14 protein-coding genes are annotated in these 15,242 nt (G+C 53.5%); 10 read left to right on the top strand and 4 right to left on the bottom strand.

Features of this window, described 5'->3' with window-relative positions; genetic code table 11:
- Positions 1-23 precede the first annotated feature (23 nt).
- Together K4305_RS02510 and K4305_RS02505 are read right to left on the bottom strand one after the other, a co-directional pair.
- A complete protein-coding gene (locus K4305_RS02510) occupies positions 24-476 on the bottom strand; it encodes a heme-binding domain-containing protein (RefSeq protein WP_331560762.1) in 453 nt (150 codons plus the stop codon).
- Positions 473-1,426 (bottom strand): class I SAM-dependent methyltransferase, encoded by a 954-nt coding sequence (locus K4305_RS02505; protein ID WP_331560761.1) that lies wholly within the window; start codon positions 1,424-1,426, stop codon positions 473-475. Before K4305_RS02505 ends, K4305_RS02510 begins: the two co-directional genes overlap by 4 nt.
- A 251-nt stretch (positions 1,427-1,677) precedes the next feature.
- Here K4305_RS02505 and K4305_RS02500 point away from each other — a divergent pair, with 251 nt between their 5' ends.
- The 6 genes from K4305_RS02500 to K4305_RS02475 all read left to right on the top strand — a co-directional run bounded on the left by K4305_RS02500 (position 1,678) and on the right by K4305_RS02475 (position 8,455).
- Positions 1,678-2,205: an RrF2 family transcriptional regulator gene (locus tag K4305_RS02500; RefSeq protein WP_331560760.1), complete on the top strand. Its 528-nt coding sequence runs from the start codon at positions 1,678-1,680 to the stop codon at positions 2,203-2,205.
- A complete protein-coding gene (locus K4305_RS02495) occupies positions 2,202-3,104 on the top strand; it encodes an ATP-binding protein (protein ID WP_331560759.1) in 903 nt (300 codons plus the stop codon). The genes K4305_RS02500 and K4305_RS02495 overlap by 4 nt, the downstream gene beginning before the upstream one ends.
- 1 nt (position 3,105) lies before the next feature.
- Complete coding sequence (locus K4305_RS02490) at positions 3,106-3,513, top strand: tetratricopeptide repeat protein (protein ID WP_331560758.1); 408 nt, start codon at positions 3,106-3,108, stop codon at positions 3,511-3,513.
- Between the two features lie 45 nt (positions 3,514-3,558).
- The gene (gene hcp / locus K4305_RS02485) at positions 3,559-5,187 is read left to right on the top strand and encodes a hydroxylamine reductase (RefSeq protein WP_331560757.1); all 1,629 of its coding nucleotides are present in this window, start codon (positions 3,559-3,561) and stop codon (positions 5,185-5,187) included.
- 279 nt (positions 5,188-5,466) lie between these two features.
- A complete protein-coding gene (locus K4305_RS02480; RefSeq protein ID WP_331560756.1) occupies positions 5,467-7,269 on the top strand; it encodes a B12-binding domain-containing radical SAM protein in 1,803 nt (600 codons plus the stop codon).
- Between the two features lie 130 nt (positions 7,270-7,399).
- Entirely contained in the window at positions 7,400-8,455 is a 1,056-nt protein-coding gene (locus K4305_RS02475; protein WP_331560755.1) for an alpha/beta hydrolase, read from the top strand.
- Positions 8,456-8,612: 157 nt separating this feature from the next.
- Here K4305_RS02475 and K4305_RS02470 read toward each other — a convergent pair whose 3' ends face one another.
- Together K4305_RS02470 and K4305_RS02465 are read right to left on the bottom strand one after the other, a co-directional pair.
- Positions 8,613-9,356, bottom strand: a complete 744-nt coding sequence (locus tag K4305_RS02470) for a hypothetical protein (protein WP_331560754.1) — start codon at positions 9,354-9,356, stop codon at positions 8,613-8,615.
- Positions 9,357-9,625: 269 nt separating this feature from the next.
- Complete coding sequence (locus K4305_RS02465) at positions 9,626-11,032, bottom strand: B12-binding domain-containing radical SAM protein (protein WP_331560753.1); 1,407 nt, start codon at positions 11,030-11,032, stop codon at positions 9,626-9,628.
- A 308-nt stretch (positions 11,033-11,340) separates the two neighbouring features.
- On the opposite strand from K4305_RS02465, the gene bchF reads away from it, so the two are divergent.
- From bchF to lsrF, 4 genes are all read left to right on the top strand, one after another.
- The gene (bchF, locus tag K4305_RS02460; RefSeq protein WP_331560752.1) at positions 11,341-11,814 is read left to right on the top strand and encodes a 2-vinyl bacteriochlorophyllide hydratase; all 474 of its coding nucleotides are present in this window, start codon (positions 11,341-11,343) and stop codon (positions 11,812-11,814) included.
- A 44-nt stretch (positions 11,815-11,858) separates the two neighbouring features.
- Positions 11,859-12,074 (top strand): hypothetical protein, encoded by a 216-nt coding sequence (locus K4305_RS02455; protein WP_331560751.1) that lies wholly within the window; start codon positions 11,859-11,861, stop codon positions 12,072-12,074.
- Positions 12,075-12,131: 57 nt separating this feature from the next.
- The gene (locus tag K4305_RS02450) at positions 12,132-14,249 is read left to right on the top strand and encodes a bifunctional aldolase/short-chain dehydrogenase (protein WP_331560750.1); all 2,118 of its coding nucleotides are present in this window, start codon (positions 12,132-12,134) and stop codon (positions 14,247-14,249) included.
- 61 nt (positions 14,250-14,310) lie between these two features.
- On the top strand, positions 14,311-15,192 hold the full coding sequence (gene lsrF, locus K4305_RS02445) for a 3-hydroxy-5-phosphonooxypentane-2,4-dione thiolase (RefSeq protein ID WP_331560749.1): 882 nt from the start codon (positions 14,311-14,313) through the stop codon (positions 15,190-15,192).
- The last annotated feature ends 50 nt before the right edge of the window (positions 15,193-15,242 follow it).

Genomic DNA, 15,242 nt, shown 5'->3' with positions numbered 1-15,242 from the left:
ATGTGATCGTTATGTTTTCGTTCTCAGTGTTTTTCGTCGTTCTTCTGCTTCTTTTCTCCGAAAGTTGCAACAAGCCCGCGAACCAGATCCTCTTTTTCGGTATCGTCAAGTTTCGCTTCGGGGTGGGCCGGCAGATAGAACCACGGGGGCATTTTTCCGCGGCGAACCTCTTCGGCCGCTTCATCGCCTTCGTTTTTCCCTTTGCGTCCCCATTCGGATACGTTGAATTTCTCTCTCCCGATGTTCACATCGATCTGTGCAAGCCATGATGCAGGGGCGATGTTGCTGTACCATGGCCAGTCGGTTTCGTTCGAGTGGCAGTCCCTGCAGGCCCGGAAGAACAGTTCACGGGTTCCCGGCGAATCCCAGGATGGTTCGCTGGTGACAGGGGGATTCCGGTGATCGCGGCCATATGGTATGACCTGAATTGCGGCAAAGACGATAATCGCCCCGGTTGCAAGTTTTCCGATGTTCATTGATCCGTTCTCCTCTGGCTTGTTGTTTTCGATGGTATTGTTTTTGCTGTGTCGAAACGGACGGTCAGAACGCTTGTCGGCCATGAGTGATTGATTGTGTGGCATCCTGATCCTGCGGCTGATTCCGCTATCAGGCTCAGCTCCGGTTCCGAGTAGAATTTCCTTGCCGAGGTCAGTCCGTCCATGGCGAAAGCCGGAATGGATTGCAATGCGGCCACCAGTGGCATGCCGATGCCGAGCAGAAGATCTCGATATCCGTCGATGCCAATGAATGCCGATGATCCTCTTGCAGCCGAAGCAGCTATCATGACGGCAATTTCTCCCGGCGAGAAATGGTGGAGGCTGTGGGAGATAAGCGTGATGTCGAATTCCTCTTTACAGGATTCATCCAGTCTGCAGGCGTCAAGCAGAAGGAATTGCACCGGGAGTTCCCTTCGGCGAGCCTCATTTTCGCCTTGCTCGATGTAGAGCGGAACGATATCCGAGGCGGTCACCGACAGGGGCAGATTCTGCCTGGCGGCTTCTGCGGCAAGGGCCAGGGCGAGTCCGCCTGATCCGCAGGCTATTTCGATCAGCCGGATCTTCCGTTGCTTTTTCGATGAGAGTTCGCGAACCAGCGGAAAAATCAGTTTCGCATAATGGGTATACAGCCCCATGAATCTGTTCTGGCGGTCAAGCGCGCGGACCAGTTCGAGTCTCTCTGGCATTGGAACTGAAAGGCTGTCCATGATTTCAGTTTCATCGGTACGCAGGCTTCTGTCAAGCAGATCCTCGATAAAAAAACTTCCCCCAAGCTTTTTCGATACGGCAGATCGTTCTGCATAAAACCGTCGCATGAGGTTGTCCGTCTTCCTTCCGAGCTCGGAGGTATCGTTCCATGACGGTGGTAATGCCCTGCTTTCACGGAGCAGATCGAGCGCCATGTAACCAGCGGTTCTTAGTTGCAGCATGATGTGCAGGAATATCGGGTTGTGCCGAGGGTCATACTGTTCGGCGTTCTGATAATATAAGAACATGAAGCCGGATGCGGAAAGTTCAGCCGGCTTCGTTTCTCCTGAATGAAGTTGTTCTGTAAGTCCGCAGTTTCCGGTATGCGTCCGAAAAGCATTTTTTTTCGGGGGAGTGGGTTATGGGAATTTTTAAAAAAGATTTTTGTTTTCAATTAACTGATACTAAATTGGTATCAATTAAGGAGGCTGCCATGAAAGTACTGACCAAAAATACTGATTACGCAATCCGGTCCCTGCTCACCCTTGGCGCTGCCAGAGGTGGCTATCTCTCGGCGAGGGCTATTTCCCGGGAGCATGATATTCCCTACCAGTTTCTTCGCCGCCTTCTTCAGGAGATGATCCGCCATGATCTTGTGGTTTCGAAAGAGGGCGCGAGCGGCGGCTTCAAGCTGGCAAAAGATCCGGACGAAATACGGATCAGGGAGCTGATAGAGATTTTTCAGGGCAGGGTGCAGGTCTCGGAGTGCATGTTCCGCAGGCAGATATGCTCAAATCGCGCACGCTGCGTGCTGCGTCATGAGATCATGCGTATCGGGCAGGTGTTCGGGAGGGAGTTCGACAGCATCACGATAGGCAAACTGATGCGCGATCTGGATGCAGCCAACACAAGGAGTGCTCACGGATGCATTCCGGCAGCCGCTGCGGCAGGGGAGAACGGAGCGATTGCAGGGAAAGAAAGGGATATGAAGAACGAACCACAAAGGATGACACAGGCATGAAACGACAGATAATCACCATAGATGAAAGGAAATGCACCGGGTGCGGCGACTGTATTCCGGGATGTCCCGAAGGGGCGCTGCAGCTTATCGACGGCAAGGCGAGGCTTGTGAGCGACCTTTTCTGCGACGGGCTCGGGGCCTGCATAGGGCATTGCCCGACAGGGGCCATGAGGATCGAGACAAGGGAGGCGGAGCCTTACGACGAGAAACGCGTCATGCGCGAGAGCATCATCAGGGGGGGGGCAAACGTGATCGCCGCCCATCTTGTCCATCTTCGCGATCATGGGGCTCACGATTTTCTGCGTGAGGCGATCGAATGTCTCGAAGAAGAGGGTATCGGGAATCCGCTTGAGCATGTTATCGAAGCTTCGCATGCTGCGTCGTGTCATCAGACGGAACATGCGCCATCTGCACATCGCCATCATGGCGGGGGATGTCCCGGCAGCAGGACCATGGACTTCCGTTCCGCTAACGGACAGGCTTCGGCAACACCTGCTGAACGCGATATGCCGGTGTCCGGCGAACTGCGTCAGTGGCCGGTTCAGCTGCACCTTGTCTCCCCCCTGGCGCCTTATTACGAGGGTTCTGATCTGCTGCTCGCCGCCGACTGCACGGCCTTCGCTGCGGGTGATTTCCACCGCAGGCTGCTTCGCGGCAGAACGCTTGCCGTTGCATGTCCGAAGCTCGACAGCGGCATGGATGTCTATGTCGAAAAGCTTGCTGCCATGATCGATCATGCGCGCATCAACACCATCACTGTCGCCATCATGGAGGTGCCATGCTGCGGAGGGCTTATGTCGATTGTGTCCGAAGCGCTGAAGCGCGCAAAGCGCAAGGTTCCGGTCAGGAAAATAGTGATCGGCGTGCAGGGCGACACGCTGGGAGAGGAGTGGGTGTGAAATGCTGAAGGACGCACTTGGAGGGTATCGCGGCACAGCTGACGAGATTACGAAGGTAATCGCTCGTCGCCCGGAAGATGCCGAAGGTTGGTATAATCGAGCCAATGCGCGCAGCAGCACGGGCGACTATGGGGGCGCCGAGGCGGATTATACCATGGCGCTGAAGCTTGGATTGCGGTTCCGGGAGGCGATTGCCGCTTACGGCAACAGGGCAATCGCACGGGCCGAGCTTGGAGAGATCGACGGCGCCATCGAGGACTGCACGGCGATCATAGATCGCCGTCCGAACAACAAACGCCTGCTCTGTACGGCGTTCATGCAAAGGGCTTTACTGAAAGAGAAGAAAGGGGACAGTGAGGGCGCGGCAGGTGACAGGACGATAGCCGATCTTCTGTGTCCCCGTAATTAAAAAACAGGGAACTTTCCCGAAAACAACACAACGGAGGATAAGACTATGGGAATGTATTGCGATCAATGTCAGGAAAGCGTCCGGGGTACAGGCTGCATAGCGCGCGGCGTGTGCGGCAAGGACGATATGACCGCGAAACTGCAGGACGTGCTGGTTTATGCTGCCGAGGGGCTCGCGCTCTGTGCTGAAGCGCTCGAAGGACCGGTTCCGGCAGAGTACGGCCGCCTCGTCAGCGAGTCGCTTTTCGTGACGGTCACCAACACCAATTTCGACGACGATGCCATCGTCAGCCAGATATGCCGGACGCTCGACAAGCGCGATGAACTGAACGCCATGCTGACGTCGGTTCCGTCGCACGACGCCGCAAACTGGAACGGGCGCACGAGGGATGAGTTCCTGGAGAAGGCCGTCACCTGCGGTATCGAAGCTCTCAGTGAAAACGAAGACCTGCGTTCGCTCAAAAGCCTTGTGCTCTATGGCATCAAGGGGCTTGCCGCCTATACCGACCATGCCGCCGTGCTCGGCTACGAGGATCAGGAGATCTACTCGTTCTATGTGAAAGGTCTTGCATCGCTTCTGAAGGATCTCGATGCCGACCGGCTTACCGCACTGGTGCTCGAAACCGGAGCCGTCGCCGTGAAAGCCATGGCGCTGCTTGACAAGGCCAATACCGAAACCTATGGGAACCCTGAAATCACGACAGTGAAGACCGGTGTGGGTACGAATCCCGGTATTCTCATCTCCGGACACGACCTCCGCGACATGGAGGATCTGCTCAAACAGACAGAAGGCACCGGTGTGGACGTCTATACCCATTGCGAGATGCTGCCGGCACACTACTATCCATCATTCAAGAAGTACAGCCACTTCGTCGGCAACTACGGCAACTCATGGTGGGCGCAGGATCGCGAGTTCGAGTCGTTCAACGGCCCTATACTCATGACCACCAACTGCATCGTGCCGGTTCGCGAGTCGTACCGCAACAGAATGTACACCACCGGCATGGCCGGGTATCCCGGCCTGAAGCATATCGAGGCACGTCCTGAAGGCGGCCAGAAGGACTTCTCGGCCCTTATCGAACAGGCAAAAACCTGCCCTGCGCCGAAAGAGATCGAGAACGGAGAGATTGTGGGCGGTTTCGCGCACAACCAGGTGCTTGCACTTGCCGACAAGGTGGTTGATGCCGTCAAGTCAGGTGCAATCAAGCGGTTCGTGGTGATGGCCGGATGCGATGGACGGCACAACTCGCGCCAGTACTACACCGACGTTGCAGGCGCGCTGCCGGATAATACCGTCATCCTCACTGCAGGTTGCGCGAAGTACCGCTACAACAAGCTGCAGCTCGGCGATATCGGCGGCATTCCGCGCGTGCTCGACGCAGGCCAGTGCAACGACTCCTACTCGCTGGCGGTGATTGCGCTGAAGCTCAAGGAGGTGTTCGGTCTTGAGGACATCAACGACCTGCCGATTTCCTTCGACATCGCCTGGTACGAGCAGAAAGCCGTGACCGTGCTGCTCGCCCTGCTCTATCTCGGCGTCAAAGGCATCCGTCTCGGGCCGACGCTGCCGCAGTTCCTTACGCCCAACGTTGCCGCCGTTCTTGTGGAGAAGTTCGGTATCAAACCGATTGATACGGTTGAAGCTGACGTTGAGGCCATGATGGCCGGGAACTGAGCGATTGGCAGTATTACAATAGCCAGTTCATCGAAGCCGTTCCGGTGTGGTTTGCCGGGGCGGCTTTTTTTTTCAGTTACTGAGCCAAAGCAAGGGTTTTGATATACCGTTCAAGGCGACATCGAACCCTTGATGTTTCACAATGAAGGGGTATTGTGCCGGGATAGCTTCTTTTGTCATATGAATCGCGTATATTTTACCTGTATACGATGGATCCGCCAGTCCGGGGAACTTAGCATTTCCTTCCATCACCTTCCTGATCTTAATCCAAACCTGGCTATGGCGTATTACAGGAACATCTGCTTCGTCGAGGCTCCGCAGGCGATTGTGACGCCGTTTCCCCGATTCATCAGCGACTGTATCGGCGTCTGCTATCTCGCCAGCGCTGTGGAGGATATCGCCGAAAGCATGGCGATGCCCGATAACTATTACAACGAAGGGATTTTCGACAGTTTCGAGCGGCTGCTGCAGGAGCGGCCGTTCGATCTTGCGGCCATCTCCTCGATGACCGGCGGCTTCAACAACGCGGTGAAGCTTTCGCGGATTGCCAGAAAATACGGCGTCACGGTGGTGATGGGCGGCTTTCATCCGACGGCGATGCCCGAGGAAGCGCTCGATCATGGATTTGCTGATCTGGTGGTGATCGGCGAGGGGGAGGCAACCTTCCGGGAACTGGTCGAGAAAGGGCCGTCGCGCGACGTGAAAGGGCTCTGCTGGAAAGAGAACGGCACATTTGTCCATACCGGAATTCGGGAGTTGATCAGGGATGTGGATTCGATCCGCTTTCCGCTCCGCTCGATCCGGCCCGAGCGGTTCGGAGAGAAGAGTCATGACTATACTATCGAGACAATATACACTTCGCGTGGCTGCCCCTGGAAGTGTTCGTTCTGCGCCAATGACAGGATGCACAAACAGTGGCGTGGCCGGAGTGCGGAGAATGTGGTTGAGGAGATTGCCCTGATTCACGATCCGAAGAAGAAAAAGCTGCTGAAAATCTGGGACGCCAACTTTCTGACCAACATCAAACGGGTCGAGCGGATTTGCGACCTCATGATCGAGCAGGGGTTGACCAATTTCAGGATTGTCACCGAGACCCGTGCCAGGGATGTGATCAGGTCTGAACGTATTCTCGGCAAGTTGCATAAGGTCGGACTGAGAAAGGTAGGACTCGGTATCGAGAGTCCGAACCCTGCAACTCTCGAGTTGATGAACAAGCAGAATACTCTCGACGATATTTCCAGGGCTATAGAACTGCTTGGAAAACACGATATCGGCGTCGAAGGCTATTTCATTGTCGGGCACCACAGCGAGACCGAAGCCGATACGATGGTTTATCCGGGTTTTGCCCGGGCACTCAGCCTCAGGAATGCGCTGTTCATGGCAATGACGCCCTATCCAGGTACGAATATTTATGAGGAGTACCGCAGTCAGGACAATATTACCTCTTTCAACTGGGACCTCTATAACAACTTCTGTCCGGTGGTGAAGACCGAGGGAATGAGTAATGCCCGATTGATGACGATGATGCTATACTGCTATGTAGCTTTCTTCAATTACCGAACCATGATGCAGGAGGAGAGCGAGAGGGGGATACTGCGGATATTCCTGAGGGATTTCTGTCAGTTCGTTTTTCTGACACTTGTTAACCGGAGTCTGACCACACAGGAGATTGAGTCGACGATCTATGAAGCGTACGAACGTTTCGCGAGTACGGAACCCCGCATCGACTATCCCTCCGGAAGGAGGCTGAAAGAGCCGGTTTCTGTTTTTCTCGAAGAGAGTGGTGGCCGGTGTATCGAGTTTCGCATGACCCAGGAGGCCGATCGGCGGGCGCTCACTATCCGGGAGGTTTCCGGAAGTGTCCCGGGTGTCGGGCCGGTTGTGAACATCAGGGCGGCTGTCGAGGCTACGGTATCTGTGTCGGCGGAGGTTGTTATGCGTTTTCTGTACAGAAAAGAGCTTATGCGCTACAATTCTTCCGTTAAACCCTGTCAGGTTCTTGCACTCGCAGCCGATCGAGACATACGTCGCGCAGTGGTCGCATTCTATCGCCTCTATCGGGCATGTGCCCGGAGAAAATGATGAATGCGGTCATTGCTCCTGAAAATATTGACGCCAGGACTCGTGGCGGATGGCAGGGTGGTTGTTGATATAAACCTTGCTCTGGTTGCCGGTTCCGGAACCATTTCCTGATGAATCGGAGGGCCATCCAATGATGCAGACGTGCAGGTCGATTCTTTTGGTGCTGCTGCTGGCGCTTGAACTTGCCGGTTGCAGTTCCTCTTATCAGGCTGATCTTGTTCAGCCGTTACGCTCATTCCTCTATGCTACCGACCGTGCCCGCTCCGGTGAACAGCATCCGGCGGATTTCTATGGTACCGACAGGGGTCCCCTGCAGTACGGAAGCTGCACGGTCGCCATACCGAAGAGGCATCGCATCGCCAATTTTGAAATGCCGCACGAACGGTCGCATCCGGAGCGGTATTTCACGCTTCAGTCGCTCGATACGCTCGATCAGCAAAGCTTTTTCAGTGAGCTTGCCCATTTACGCCGTTCCGGCAGGCAGCTTGCCGTCCTTGTTTTTGTCCACGGGTACAGCATCTGTTTCGAGGAAGCGGCCCTGCGCCTGGCCCAGATAAGCACCGATCTCGATTTCAGGGGAGTTCCGTTGCTCTACAGCTGGCCTTCAGGGTGTTCCGTGAGGCTGTACCGTGAAGACGAACGGAGCGTTGCCGCCTCGGAAGGAAACCTGTACCGTTTTCTTGCCGGCATCGCGGAGCGTTCAGGTCCCGGGGAGATCAGCCTTCTTGCCCACAGTATGGGAACCCGCGCCATGAGCGCGGCTTTTGCCCTGCTTGCCAGAGAGCGTCCCGAACTGCTCCGCCGATTCAGGGCCGTCGTGCTTGCCGCGCCCGACATCGACGGGGAGCGTTTCCGCAATGAGGTGGGGCCGGCTCTTGCCGGCAAGGGAGTGCCGGTCACGCTCTACGCTTCACGGTCCGACAAGGCGCTCAGGATTTCCGAAAGCGTCAACGGTAATCCCCGTGCGGGGGAGGTGAAGGAGATTCCGGTTATTGTTCCGGGCATTGAAACCGTCGATGTCACAGACGCCAGCGACGGTTTTCTCGGACACTCATATTACGGGCAATCGAGAACGGTGCTTGGAGATATGTTCTACATCATCAATCACGGGCTGCCCGCCGCGGAAAGGTTTTCGCTCGAACCTGTCGATACCGTCGCGGGCAGGTACTGGAAGTTCCGTAAATAGTTTTGTGGTCGCAGAAAGGAGGTGTTCCGGAAGATTGCCTGCCGGCATCACGGATTATATGACATTGACCGTTTTGTTTTCAGGGCGTGAAGACCGGACGCCTTCGGCATGATGACGGCGACCGGTCTTTCGTGATGCTGGATGTCGGGTTTTTCTCCTACTCTTCAGTTTCTCCCATACCGGACTTTTCCATCTCTTCGGCAAGGTTGACCTCCTTTATGGTATACCCTGCAGGAACCTCGAATTTTGATGCCGGAACCGCGGCATTTTCTTCGATTTTCGACGCCCTCATGGAAATATCGCCCATCTCGCTCTTCAGTACTATGTTCTTGTACATGACACCGAAGACACGGGCATCGGGTTGTTCCTTATTGAGAGCGACGGAATACTTCCTGCCGGTAACTCCGGCGATTTCCTCGGTTCCTTCTTCACGGTAATCGAAATTCTTTTTCAGTTCATTTACGTCAATGGCTTTGCTCATCATCAGGGCCATCTCGCGCATCTGGCGCATATCTGTTTTCGTTGCTTCCTTGCTTGTTTCATCTTTGCCGTTGAGGGTTTTTTTCAGCTCGTAGGAAAGCGCGTAATCACCGTCGGTAATATCCATACGGTGTTCATAGGTTTTCATACCCATGACATTGGTCTCCGTAACGGTCTCCTTCGCTTCTTTTCGGCCGTAATCATCGAAATACAGTGTTTCGGTAGTGGTGGAAACGCCCATCACGTTCATCGGTTCGAAATGTACGATTCCCGATTTGATCTCGTACCGTTTCGGCCGGGATTCAGACGATAATTGCGATACGGCATCGGTGACCGGGTTATCAGATTTTGAACAGCCGGTGATCAGTGTCACCGCCGAAAGCAGAACAATGCCCGCAGCGCGGTTGAAAGCGTTTCTCATGATGGGTCGTTTTAATGGGTGTGAGACCGTATAGGGCTCATTTATATAAATTTACCGGTTGAATATACGATACCCTCCCGATTAAAAAAAGAGTATAAGCAGATCAGTGCTGCTGGCTTTACGATGTGATAAAAAGTGATAAATAGTGTATTTATTCGGCAGGTTTATATTTCCGTATGCGGATCATAATAGCTGTACCGGAAGTGTGCTTTCGGTACAGTATTTATCGAGCCTGTTTCTGATTGAGGATGGACGACGGAAATGGGGGATTATCTGACGCCTTCCAGCACTTTCGGGTTGAGCCCGTGATGACGCTCGAATTCGTCGAGCTGGTTGCGCAGATGGTTGCGGAAAGCGAGGCTCGTAACCAGGTTGATGAGCTTTCTCGGGTTGTACCAGGTTCTGGCGAAGATATGCCGCCATGAGTATATGTCGGTATAGCTCTTGAGTACCTTGTACTGAAAGAGCAGGGGATCGTAACGCTCGGATTTTATGACCAGATGCAGGGCGTTGTATTTTTCCCAGTCTTCGTCGGTTATCAGACCCTTGTTTTTATAATCCCAGTACATCTGTGTTCCAGGATAGGGAGTGATGATCTGGAAAATCGGCATGAAAAGATGGTTTTTCGTGACGAATTGTACGAGTTCGTCAATATCCTCGAAGGTGTCGATTGCCGGGTTGAACAGGAAGTTCCCCTGAATGTTCAGGCCGGCTTTCCGGCAATCCTCGATGATTTTCGAGTATTTTTCCGCGGAGTTTACATGCCCCTTGTTGTATGCTTCGAGGGTGCTCTGCTTGATGGATTCAAGACCTGCAAGCACAAAATTGCAGCCGGCGTCCACGAGCTTTTTGACGGTTTCAGGGTCTTCAAGGAAGTTCACGCTCAGAAAAACACTGAATGTAATATTGCACTCCTTGAGCAGATCGAGCGATTCCCAGAGCTTTTTTTTGTTGATGCCGAGATTTTCATCGGTCAGCATGAACCAGGGTTTCGATGAACGGCCGTTTTCCTTGAAGAAATATTTTTTTGCGGCGTCTACCTGCTGCTTGAGCAGTTCCGGCTTCTGTGAGCGATATTGTTTTCCCGTGAAGTTCGGTGTTACGCAGAACGAACAGTTGAAAGGGCAGCCGCGAGTGAGATAGATGGGAATGGATTTCGTGCCGTCAACCTTTCCCCGTCTGGATACTTTCGCTATACGCGCATAGTCGATCGGGGTGATTTCTTTGACCGGCGGAAAATCTTTCGAGTTGTATACCGGTTTCAGACTTCCTGCGGCCACATCGTCGAGCACCGTTGTCCAGAGATTGTCTGCTTCTCCAATGACGATGCTGTCGGCATGTTTTGCGGCTTCTTCGGGATTGAAGGAGATATGAAGTCCACCGAGGACGACTGTTTTTCCATGCGCCCTGAAGGTATCGGCGATTTCATATGCCCGGGTGGCTTCAAGCGTCCGGGATGTGATGCCGACAAGATCGTAATCGCCGTCATACCTGATCGGATCGTGAAAATGCTCGTCGACCAGTTCGATTTGATGCTGAGCCGGTGTCAGACTGACAAGAACCCCGAGAGCCATGTGAAACAGGGGTTTCTGGTTGCTGTCGTCATCCATTTTGCCCTGTGGCGAAACAAGCAGGATTTTCAGAGATCTTGTCTCTTCTGGTTTCAGCATGTACATCCGGAGAAACGAACAAAAGTTGAATAAAACTCCGATGGAACCCGGTAATAACAAATTGATGTATGAAGGATTCCTGTTTCAGCTCAGCCTGTAAAGATAGGTCAATTTTCCGGAAAAAAAAGGCGCTCTCTGTACACATTTGGCCTCTGCCGCCGAAATACGTCGGGAATTCGAAGATTGTTTACAGGAGAGACCCCGCTTTTTCTCTCTCTTTCATTTTAGTATATTCCATGCTTCAAGTTTTGATGCGTCCTGATTGTTTTCGATTACGGGCGCGAATTTTTTTCACCCGAAGAGAAACTGTTTTTATGCCTCGTTATACTCCCGAACAGCTTGCTAAACGAAATGCATCGATCTGGACCGATATACAGATCATTCTCGCCCCCATCCAGTTTCTGATTTTCGTATCCGGCGTGGCCATTACTGCGCTTTACGCAAACGGACTCTTTGTTACAGACTTTTACTGGGTCAGCGTAGCCATTCTTTTTAAAACCCTTTTTTTTGCGTTGCTGTTCATTACCGGCATGTTTTTCGAAAAGGAGATTTTCGATAAATGGGTCTATTCGAAAGAGTTCCTCTGGGAGGATATCGGAAGTACGATAGCGGCGGGATTTCATCTGCTCTATTTTGTGCTGGCTTACCTTGGCTATCCCGAGGATGTCCTGATCTGGGAGGCTTTTCTTGCGTATTTCACCTATGTGATCAACGCGCTTCAGTATCTGGTGCGCATCATTCTTGAAAAACACAACGAACGGAAACTCAGACTCGAAGGAAATATCTGAGTTTTTCGGTTTCAACATAATCCGATTGATAAGGCAGACGACCTATGAAGTACACTTTCACTACCCTCTGGAACGTTACGTTTCTTTTCGTAGGACCTTTCTGGTTCATGCTTGCGTGGATGATCTGGTCATCCGGGCAACTGCAGACCCTCAGCGACCGGATGACCTATCTCGCGGTCGTTATTCCCGGATTCATAGTCATTTACCTGTCAGGTTTTTTCATTGAAGGGTGGCATAAGAAGAAAAAATCGAATACGTGATACAGCAGATCTAATTTAACCAGCCGGCAACCGGTAATAAAGAAGCAGCAGTTACTCATGCAAAATCTCTGGAACAGTGCCGATTTTCAGCGCTCCGTAGACCGTCAGCTCAGCGATAACGATATTCCTGCAGAACTTGCGGAACTGGTTTATGCCTCCCGCCTGCTCGGGAGCGAAAGTTCTCTGGTGATGCACGGCGGCGGCAATACCTCGGTAAAGAGCGAGTTGCGCGACATAATCGGTAACAGTGTGAATGTCATTTTCATCAAGGGCAGCGGAGTTGATCTTGCCGCTCTCGATGCTCACGATTTTACGCCTGTCCGCATAGATCCGCTCCGGAAACTCCAGCATCTCTACGCGACAGGCAAGCGGCATAGCGACGACGATATACAGCAGTTCTCGACAAGGGAGTTCAAAAACTTCCTCTATCTGAATCTCTTCTATCTGACCGATCACATGGTGAAAAACTCGCTTTCACCTTCGATCGAGACCATGCTTCACGCTTTTCTGCCGCACAGGTTTATTTTTCATACGCATGCAACGGCCCTTCTGACGCTCAGCAACCAGCCGGATGGGGAAGCGCTTTGCCGGGAAACCCTTGGGGATCTGTTCGGCATGGTTCCCTATATCAAACCGGGTCTCGGACTTGCGCATTCTGCCGCCGAAGCTTACGGGCACGATTCCGCGATCAGGGGTCTGGTGCTGCACAAGCACGGTCTGGTCACCTTTGCCGATTCTGCGGCCGAGGCCTACGGGTTCATGATAGAAAGCGTCACAAAGCTTGAAGAGCGTATAGCCCGGTCGGGGAGAAAGCAGTATGAGGCAGTTCCGCTTCCCCCGGTCGTTGCTTCACTTGAAGAAGTCGCTCCGGTAATCAGGGGGGCGGTCGCCGAGGAGAGAAGTCCGGGCTGCAGGCAGTACGATCAGTTCGTGCTGGATTTTCGCTCATCCCCGGATATTCTGGATTACGTGAACAGGCCTGATCTTGCGGAAGTGAGCGGAAGAGGCGCCATGACGCCCGATTTCATCATCCGTACAAAGAATCGTCCGCTTGCAGTCCCCGCACCCGACGCAGCTGACATCGAGGGGTTCAGGAACGTTGTCCGTGCTGCTGTTGAAGGGTATAAGGAGGAGTACAGGGCTTATTTCGAGCGCCAGAAAGAGGCTTCCGGCATGCAGGTTACGATGCTCGATCCTCTGCCGAGGGTGGTGCTTGTTCCGGGTCTCGGGCTTTTCGGGCTTGGCCGGACTGCCAGTGCGGCTGCGGTCAATGCCGATATTGCTGCAAGTACCGCATCGGCCATTCTGGACGCCGAATCGGTAGGACGGTTCGAGTCCATAAGCGAGCGAGATGCTTTCGATATCGAATATTGGGAGATGGAGCAGGCCAAGATGAAAAAGATCCGTCACGATGTGTTTGCCGGAAAGGTCGCTCTGGTAACCGGTGCGGCGAGCGGCATCGGACTGGCCACTGCCAGGGCATTCAGGCAGCGGGGTGCCGAGCTGGTGGTTCTCGACCTGAACCCCGATGCGCTGGAGCTTGCGGCCAGAGAGATAGGCGAAGGCGTGCTTGCCGTAGCCTGCGACGTGACTGACCGCAAGGCTGTGCGAAGCGCCTTCGATTCGGTCTGTCGCCGGTTCGGAGGTGTCGATATCGTTGTGTCGAATGTCGGTGTGGCTCTTCAGGGCAGGATCGGCGATGTGGCCGACGATGTGCTTCGCCGGAGCTTCGAACTCAACTTTTTTTCGCACCAGTCCATTGCCCAGGAGGCGGTCAGGATCATGCGTCTGCAGGAAACGGGAGGGGTTCTGCTTTTCAACGTTTCGAAGCAGGCGGTAAATCCGGGGCCTGATTTCGGTCCTTACGGCCTGCCGAAAGCAGCAACCATGTTTCTTGTTCGCCAGTACGCGCTCGATCACGGACGCGACGGTATCAGGGCGAACGGTATCAATGCTGACCGCATTCGTACAGGACTTCTGACCGATGAAATGATAAAAACCCGTTCCAGGGCGCGGGGGCTCAGTGAACGGGAGTATATGGCCGGCAATCTTCTGCAGGTTGAGGTTACAGCCGAGGATGTTGCAGAGGCCTTTGTGCACCAGGCACTCGAAACGAAGACGACCGGCTCTATCGTCACGGTTGACGGCGGCAATATCGCTGCCGCGCTTCGTTAAGCTGAATTGATCGAATTACAAGACGTTAACCTGAATCAAAACTGAAACCGGAGACACCATCATGGCTGAATATGACAAGGATAAACAGGCCAAAGAGTACTATACCGATATTCCTGTCGAGAAATATGGGTTCTTTCTGAAAGGAGCGCATTCGCTCGACTGGGGCATGAAAAACCGTCTTTCGCGCATTTTCAGGCCCGATACCGGCAGGACCGTCATGTTCGCTATCGATCATGGCTATTTTCAGGGTCCGACCACCGGTCTTGAGCGTCCCGACGTCAATATTGTGCCGCTCATGCCTCATGCCGATGCCATTATGCTCACCAGGGGTATTCTGCGCACCACGGTGCCTCCTTCGCTTACAAAGGCGGTTGTCATGCGCTGCAGCGGCGGTCCGAGCATACTCAAGGAACTCTCCGACGAGCAGCTTGCCGTAGATATCGAGGATGCCATCAGGATGAACGTTGCGGCTATTACCCTCCAGGTTTTCATCGGCGGAGAGTTCGAAACCCGGTCTATCCGCAACATGACGAAGCTCGTCGACATGGGACTGCGTTACGGCATTCCTACCATGGCGGTTACCGCCGTCGGCAAGGACATGGTGCGTGATGCAAAATATTTCCGGCTTGCCTGCCGTATATCGGCCGAACTCGGAGCCCAGATCGTGAAAACCTACTATGTTCCGGAAGATTTCGAAACGGTCGTGGCATCCTGTCCGGTACCGATCGTGATGGCGGGAGGCAAGAAAATTTCCGAACTCGATGCACTGACCATGTCGTATCGGGCGATACAGGAAGGTGCTGCCGGTGTGGACATGGGCCGCAACATCTTCCAGAGCGACGCACCTCTGGCCATGATGAAGACGGTGAACCGTGTGGTGCACGAGAATATGGCGCCTGCCGAGGCTTACGAGTATTTTCAGAGCATCCGGTCAGAAGGCTGAGATCCGGATATAATCGGCTTTTCATCAATAATTGCATTTCAAAACAGGAT

Origin of the sequence: Chlorobium sp. (genome assembly GCF_036528655.1) — a bacterium.
In the GTDB taxonomy this organism is placed as follows: Bacteria; Bacteroidota; Chlorobiia; order Chlorobiales; family Chlorobiaceae; genus Chlorobium.
Note: the sequence above shows the minus strand (reverse complement) of the source record. Positions and strands in the feature narration are given on the sequence as shown.

What these genes read in the sequence shown, in the direction of transcription:
- K4305_RS02510 (WP_331560762.1), bottom strand. Translation starts at nt 476, where the DNA reads ATGAACATCGGAAAACTTGCAACCGGGGCGATTATCGTCTTTGCCGCA.
- K4305_RS02505 (WP_331560761.1), bottom strand. Translation starts at nt 1,426, where the DNA reads ATGCTGCAACTAAGAACCGCTGGTTACATGGCGCTCGATCTGCTCCGT.
- K4305_RS02500 (WP_331560760.1), top strand. Translation starts at nt 1,678, where the DNA reads ATGAAAGTACTGACCAAAAATACTGATTACGCAATCCGGTCCCTGCTC.
- K4305_RS02495 (WP_331560759.1), top strand. Translation starts at nt 2,202, where the DNA reads ATGAAACGACAGATAATCACCATAGATGAAAGGAAATGCACCGGGTGC.
- K4305_RS02490 (WP_331560758.1), top strand. Translation starts at nt 3,106, where the DNA reads ATGCTGAAGGACGCACTTGGAGGGTATCGCGGCACAGCTGACGAGATT.
- hcp (WP_331560757.1), top strand. Translation starts at nt 3,559, where the DNA reads ATGGGAATGTATTGCGATCAATGTCAGGAAAGCGTCCGGGGTACAGGC.
- K4305_RS02480 (WP_331560756.1), top strand. Translation starts at nt 5,467, where the DNA reads ATGGCGTATTACAGGAACATCTGCTTCGTCGAGGCTCCGCAGGCGATT.
- K4305_RS02475 (WP_331560755.1), top strand. Translation starts at nt 7,400, where the DNA reads ATGATGCAGACGTGCAGGTCGATTCTTTTGGTGCTGCTGCTGGCGCTT.
- K4305_RS02470 (WP_331560754.1), bottom strand. Translation starts at nt 9,356, where the DNA reads ATGAGAAACGCTTTCAACCGCGCTGCGGGCATTGTTCTGCTTTCGGCG.
- K4305_RS02465 (WP_331560753.1), bottom strand. Translation starts at nt 11,032, where the DNA reads ATGTACATGCTGAAACCAGAAGAGACAAGATCTCTGAAAATCCTGCTT.
- bchF (WP_331560752.1), top strand. Translation starts at nt 11,341, where the DNA reads ATGCCTCGTTATACTCCCGAACAGCTTGCTAAACGAAATGCATCGATC.
- K4305_RS02455 (WP_331560751.1), top strand. Translation starts at nt 11,859, where the DNA reads ATGAAGTACACTTTCACTACCCTCTGGAACGTTACGTTTCTTTTCGTA.
- K4305_RS02450 (WP_331560750.1), top strand. Translation starts at nt 12,132, where the DNA reads ATGCAAAATCTCTGGAACAGTGCCGATTTTCAGCGCTCCGTAGACCGT.
- lsrF (WP_331560749.1), top strand. Translation starts at nt 14,311, where the DNA reads ATGGCTGAATATGACAAGGATAAACAGGCCAAAGAGTACTATACCGAT.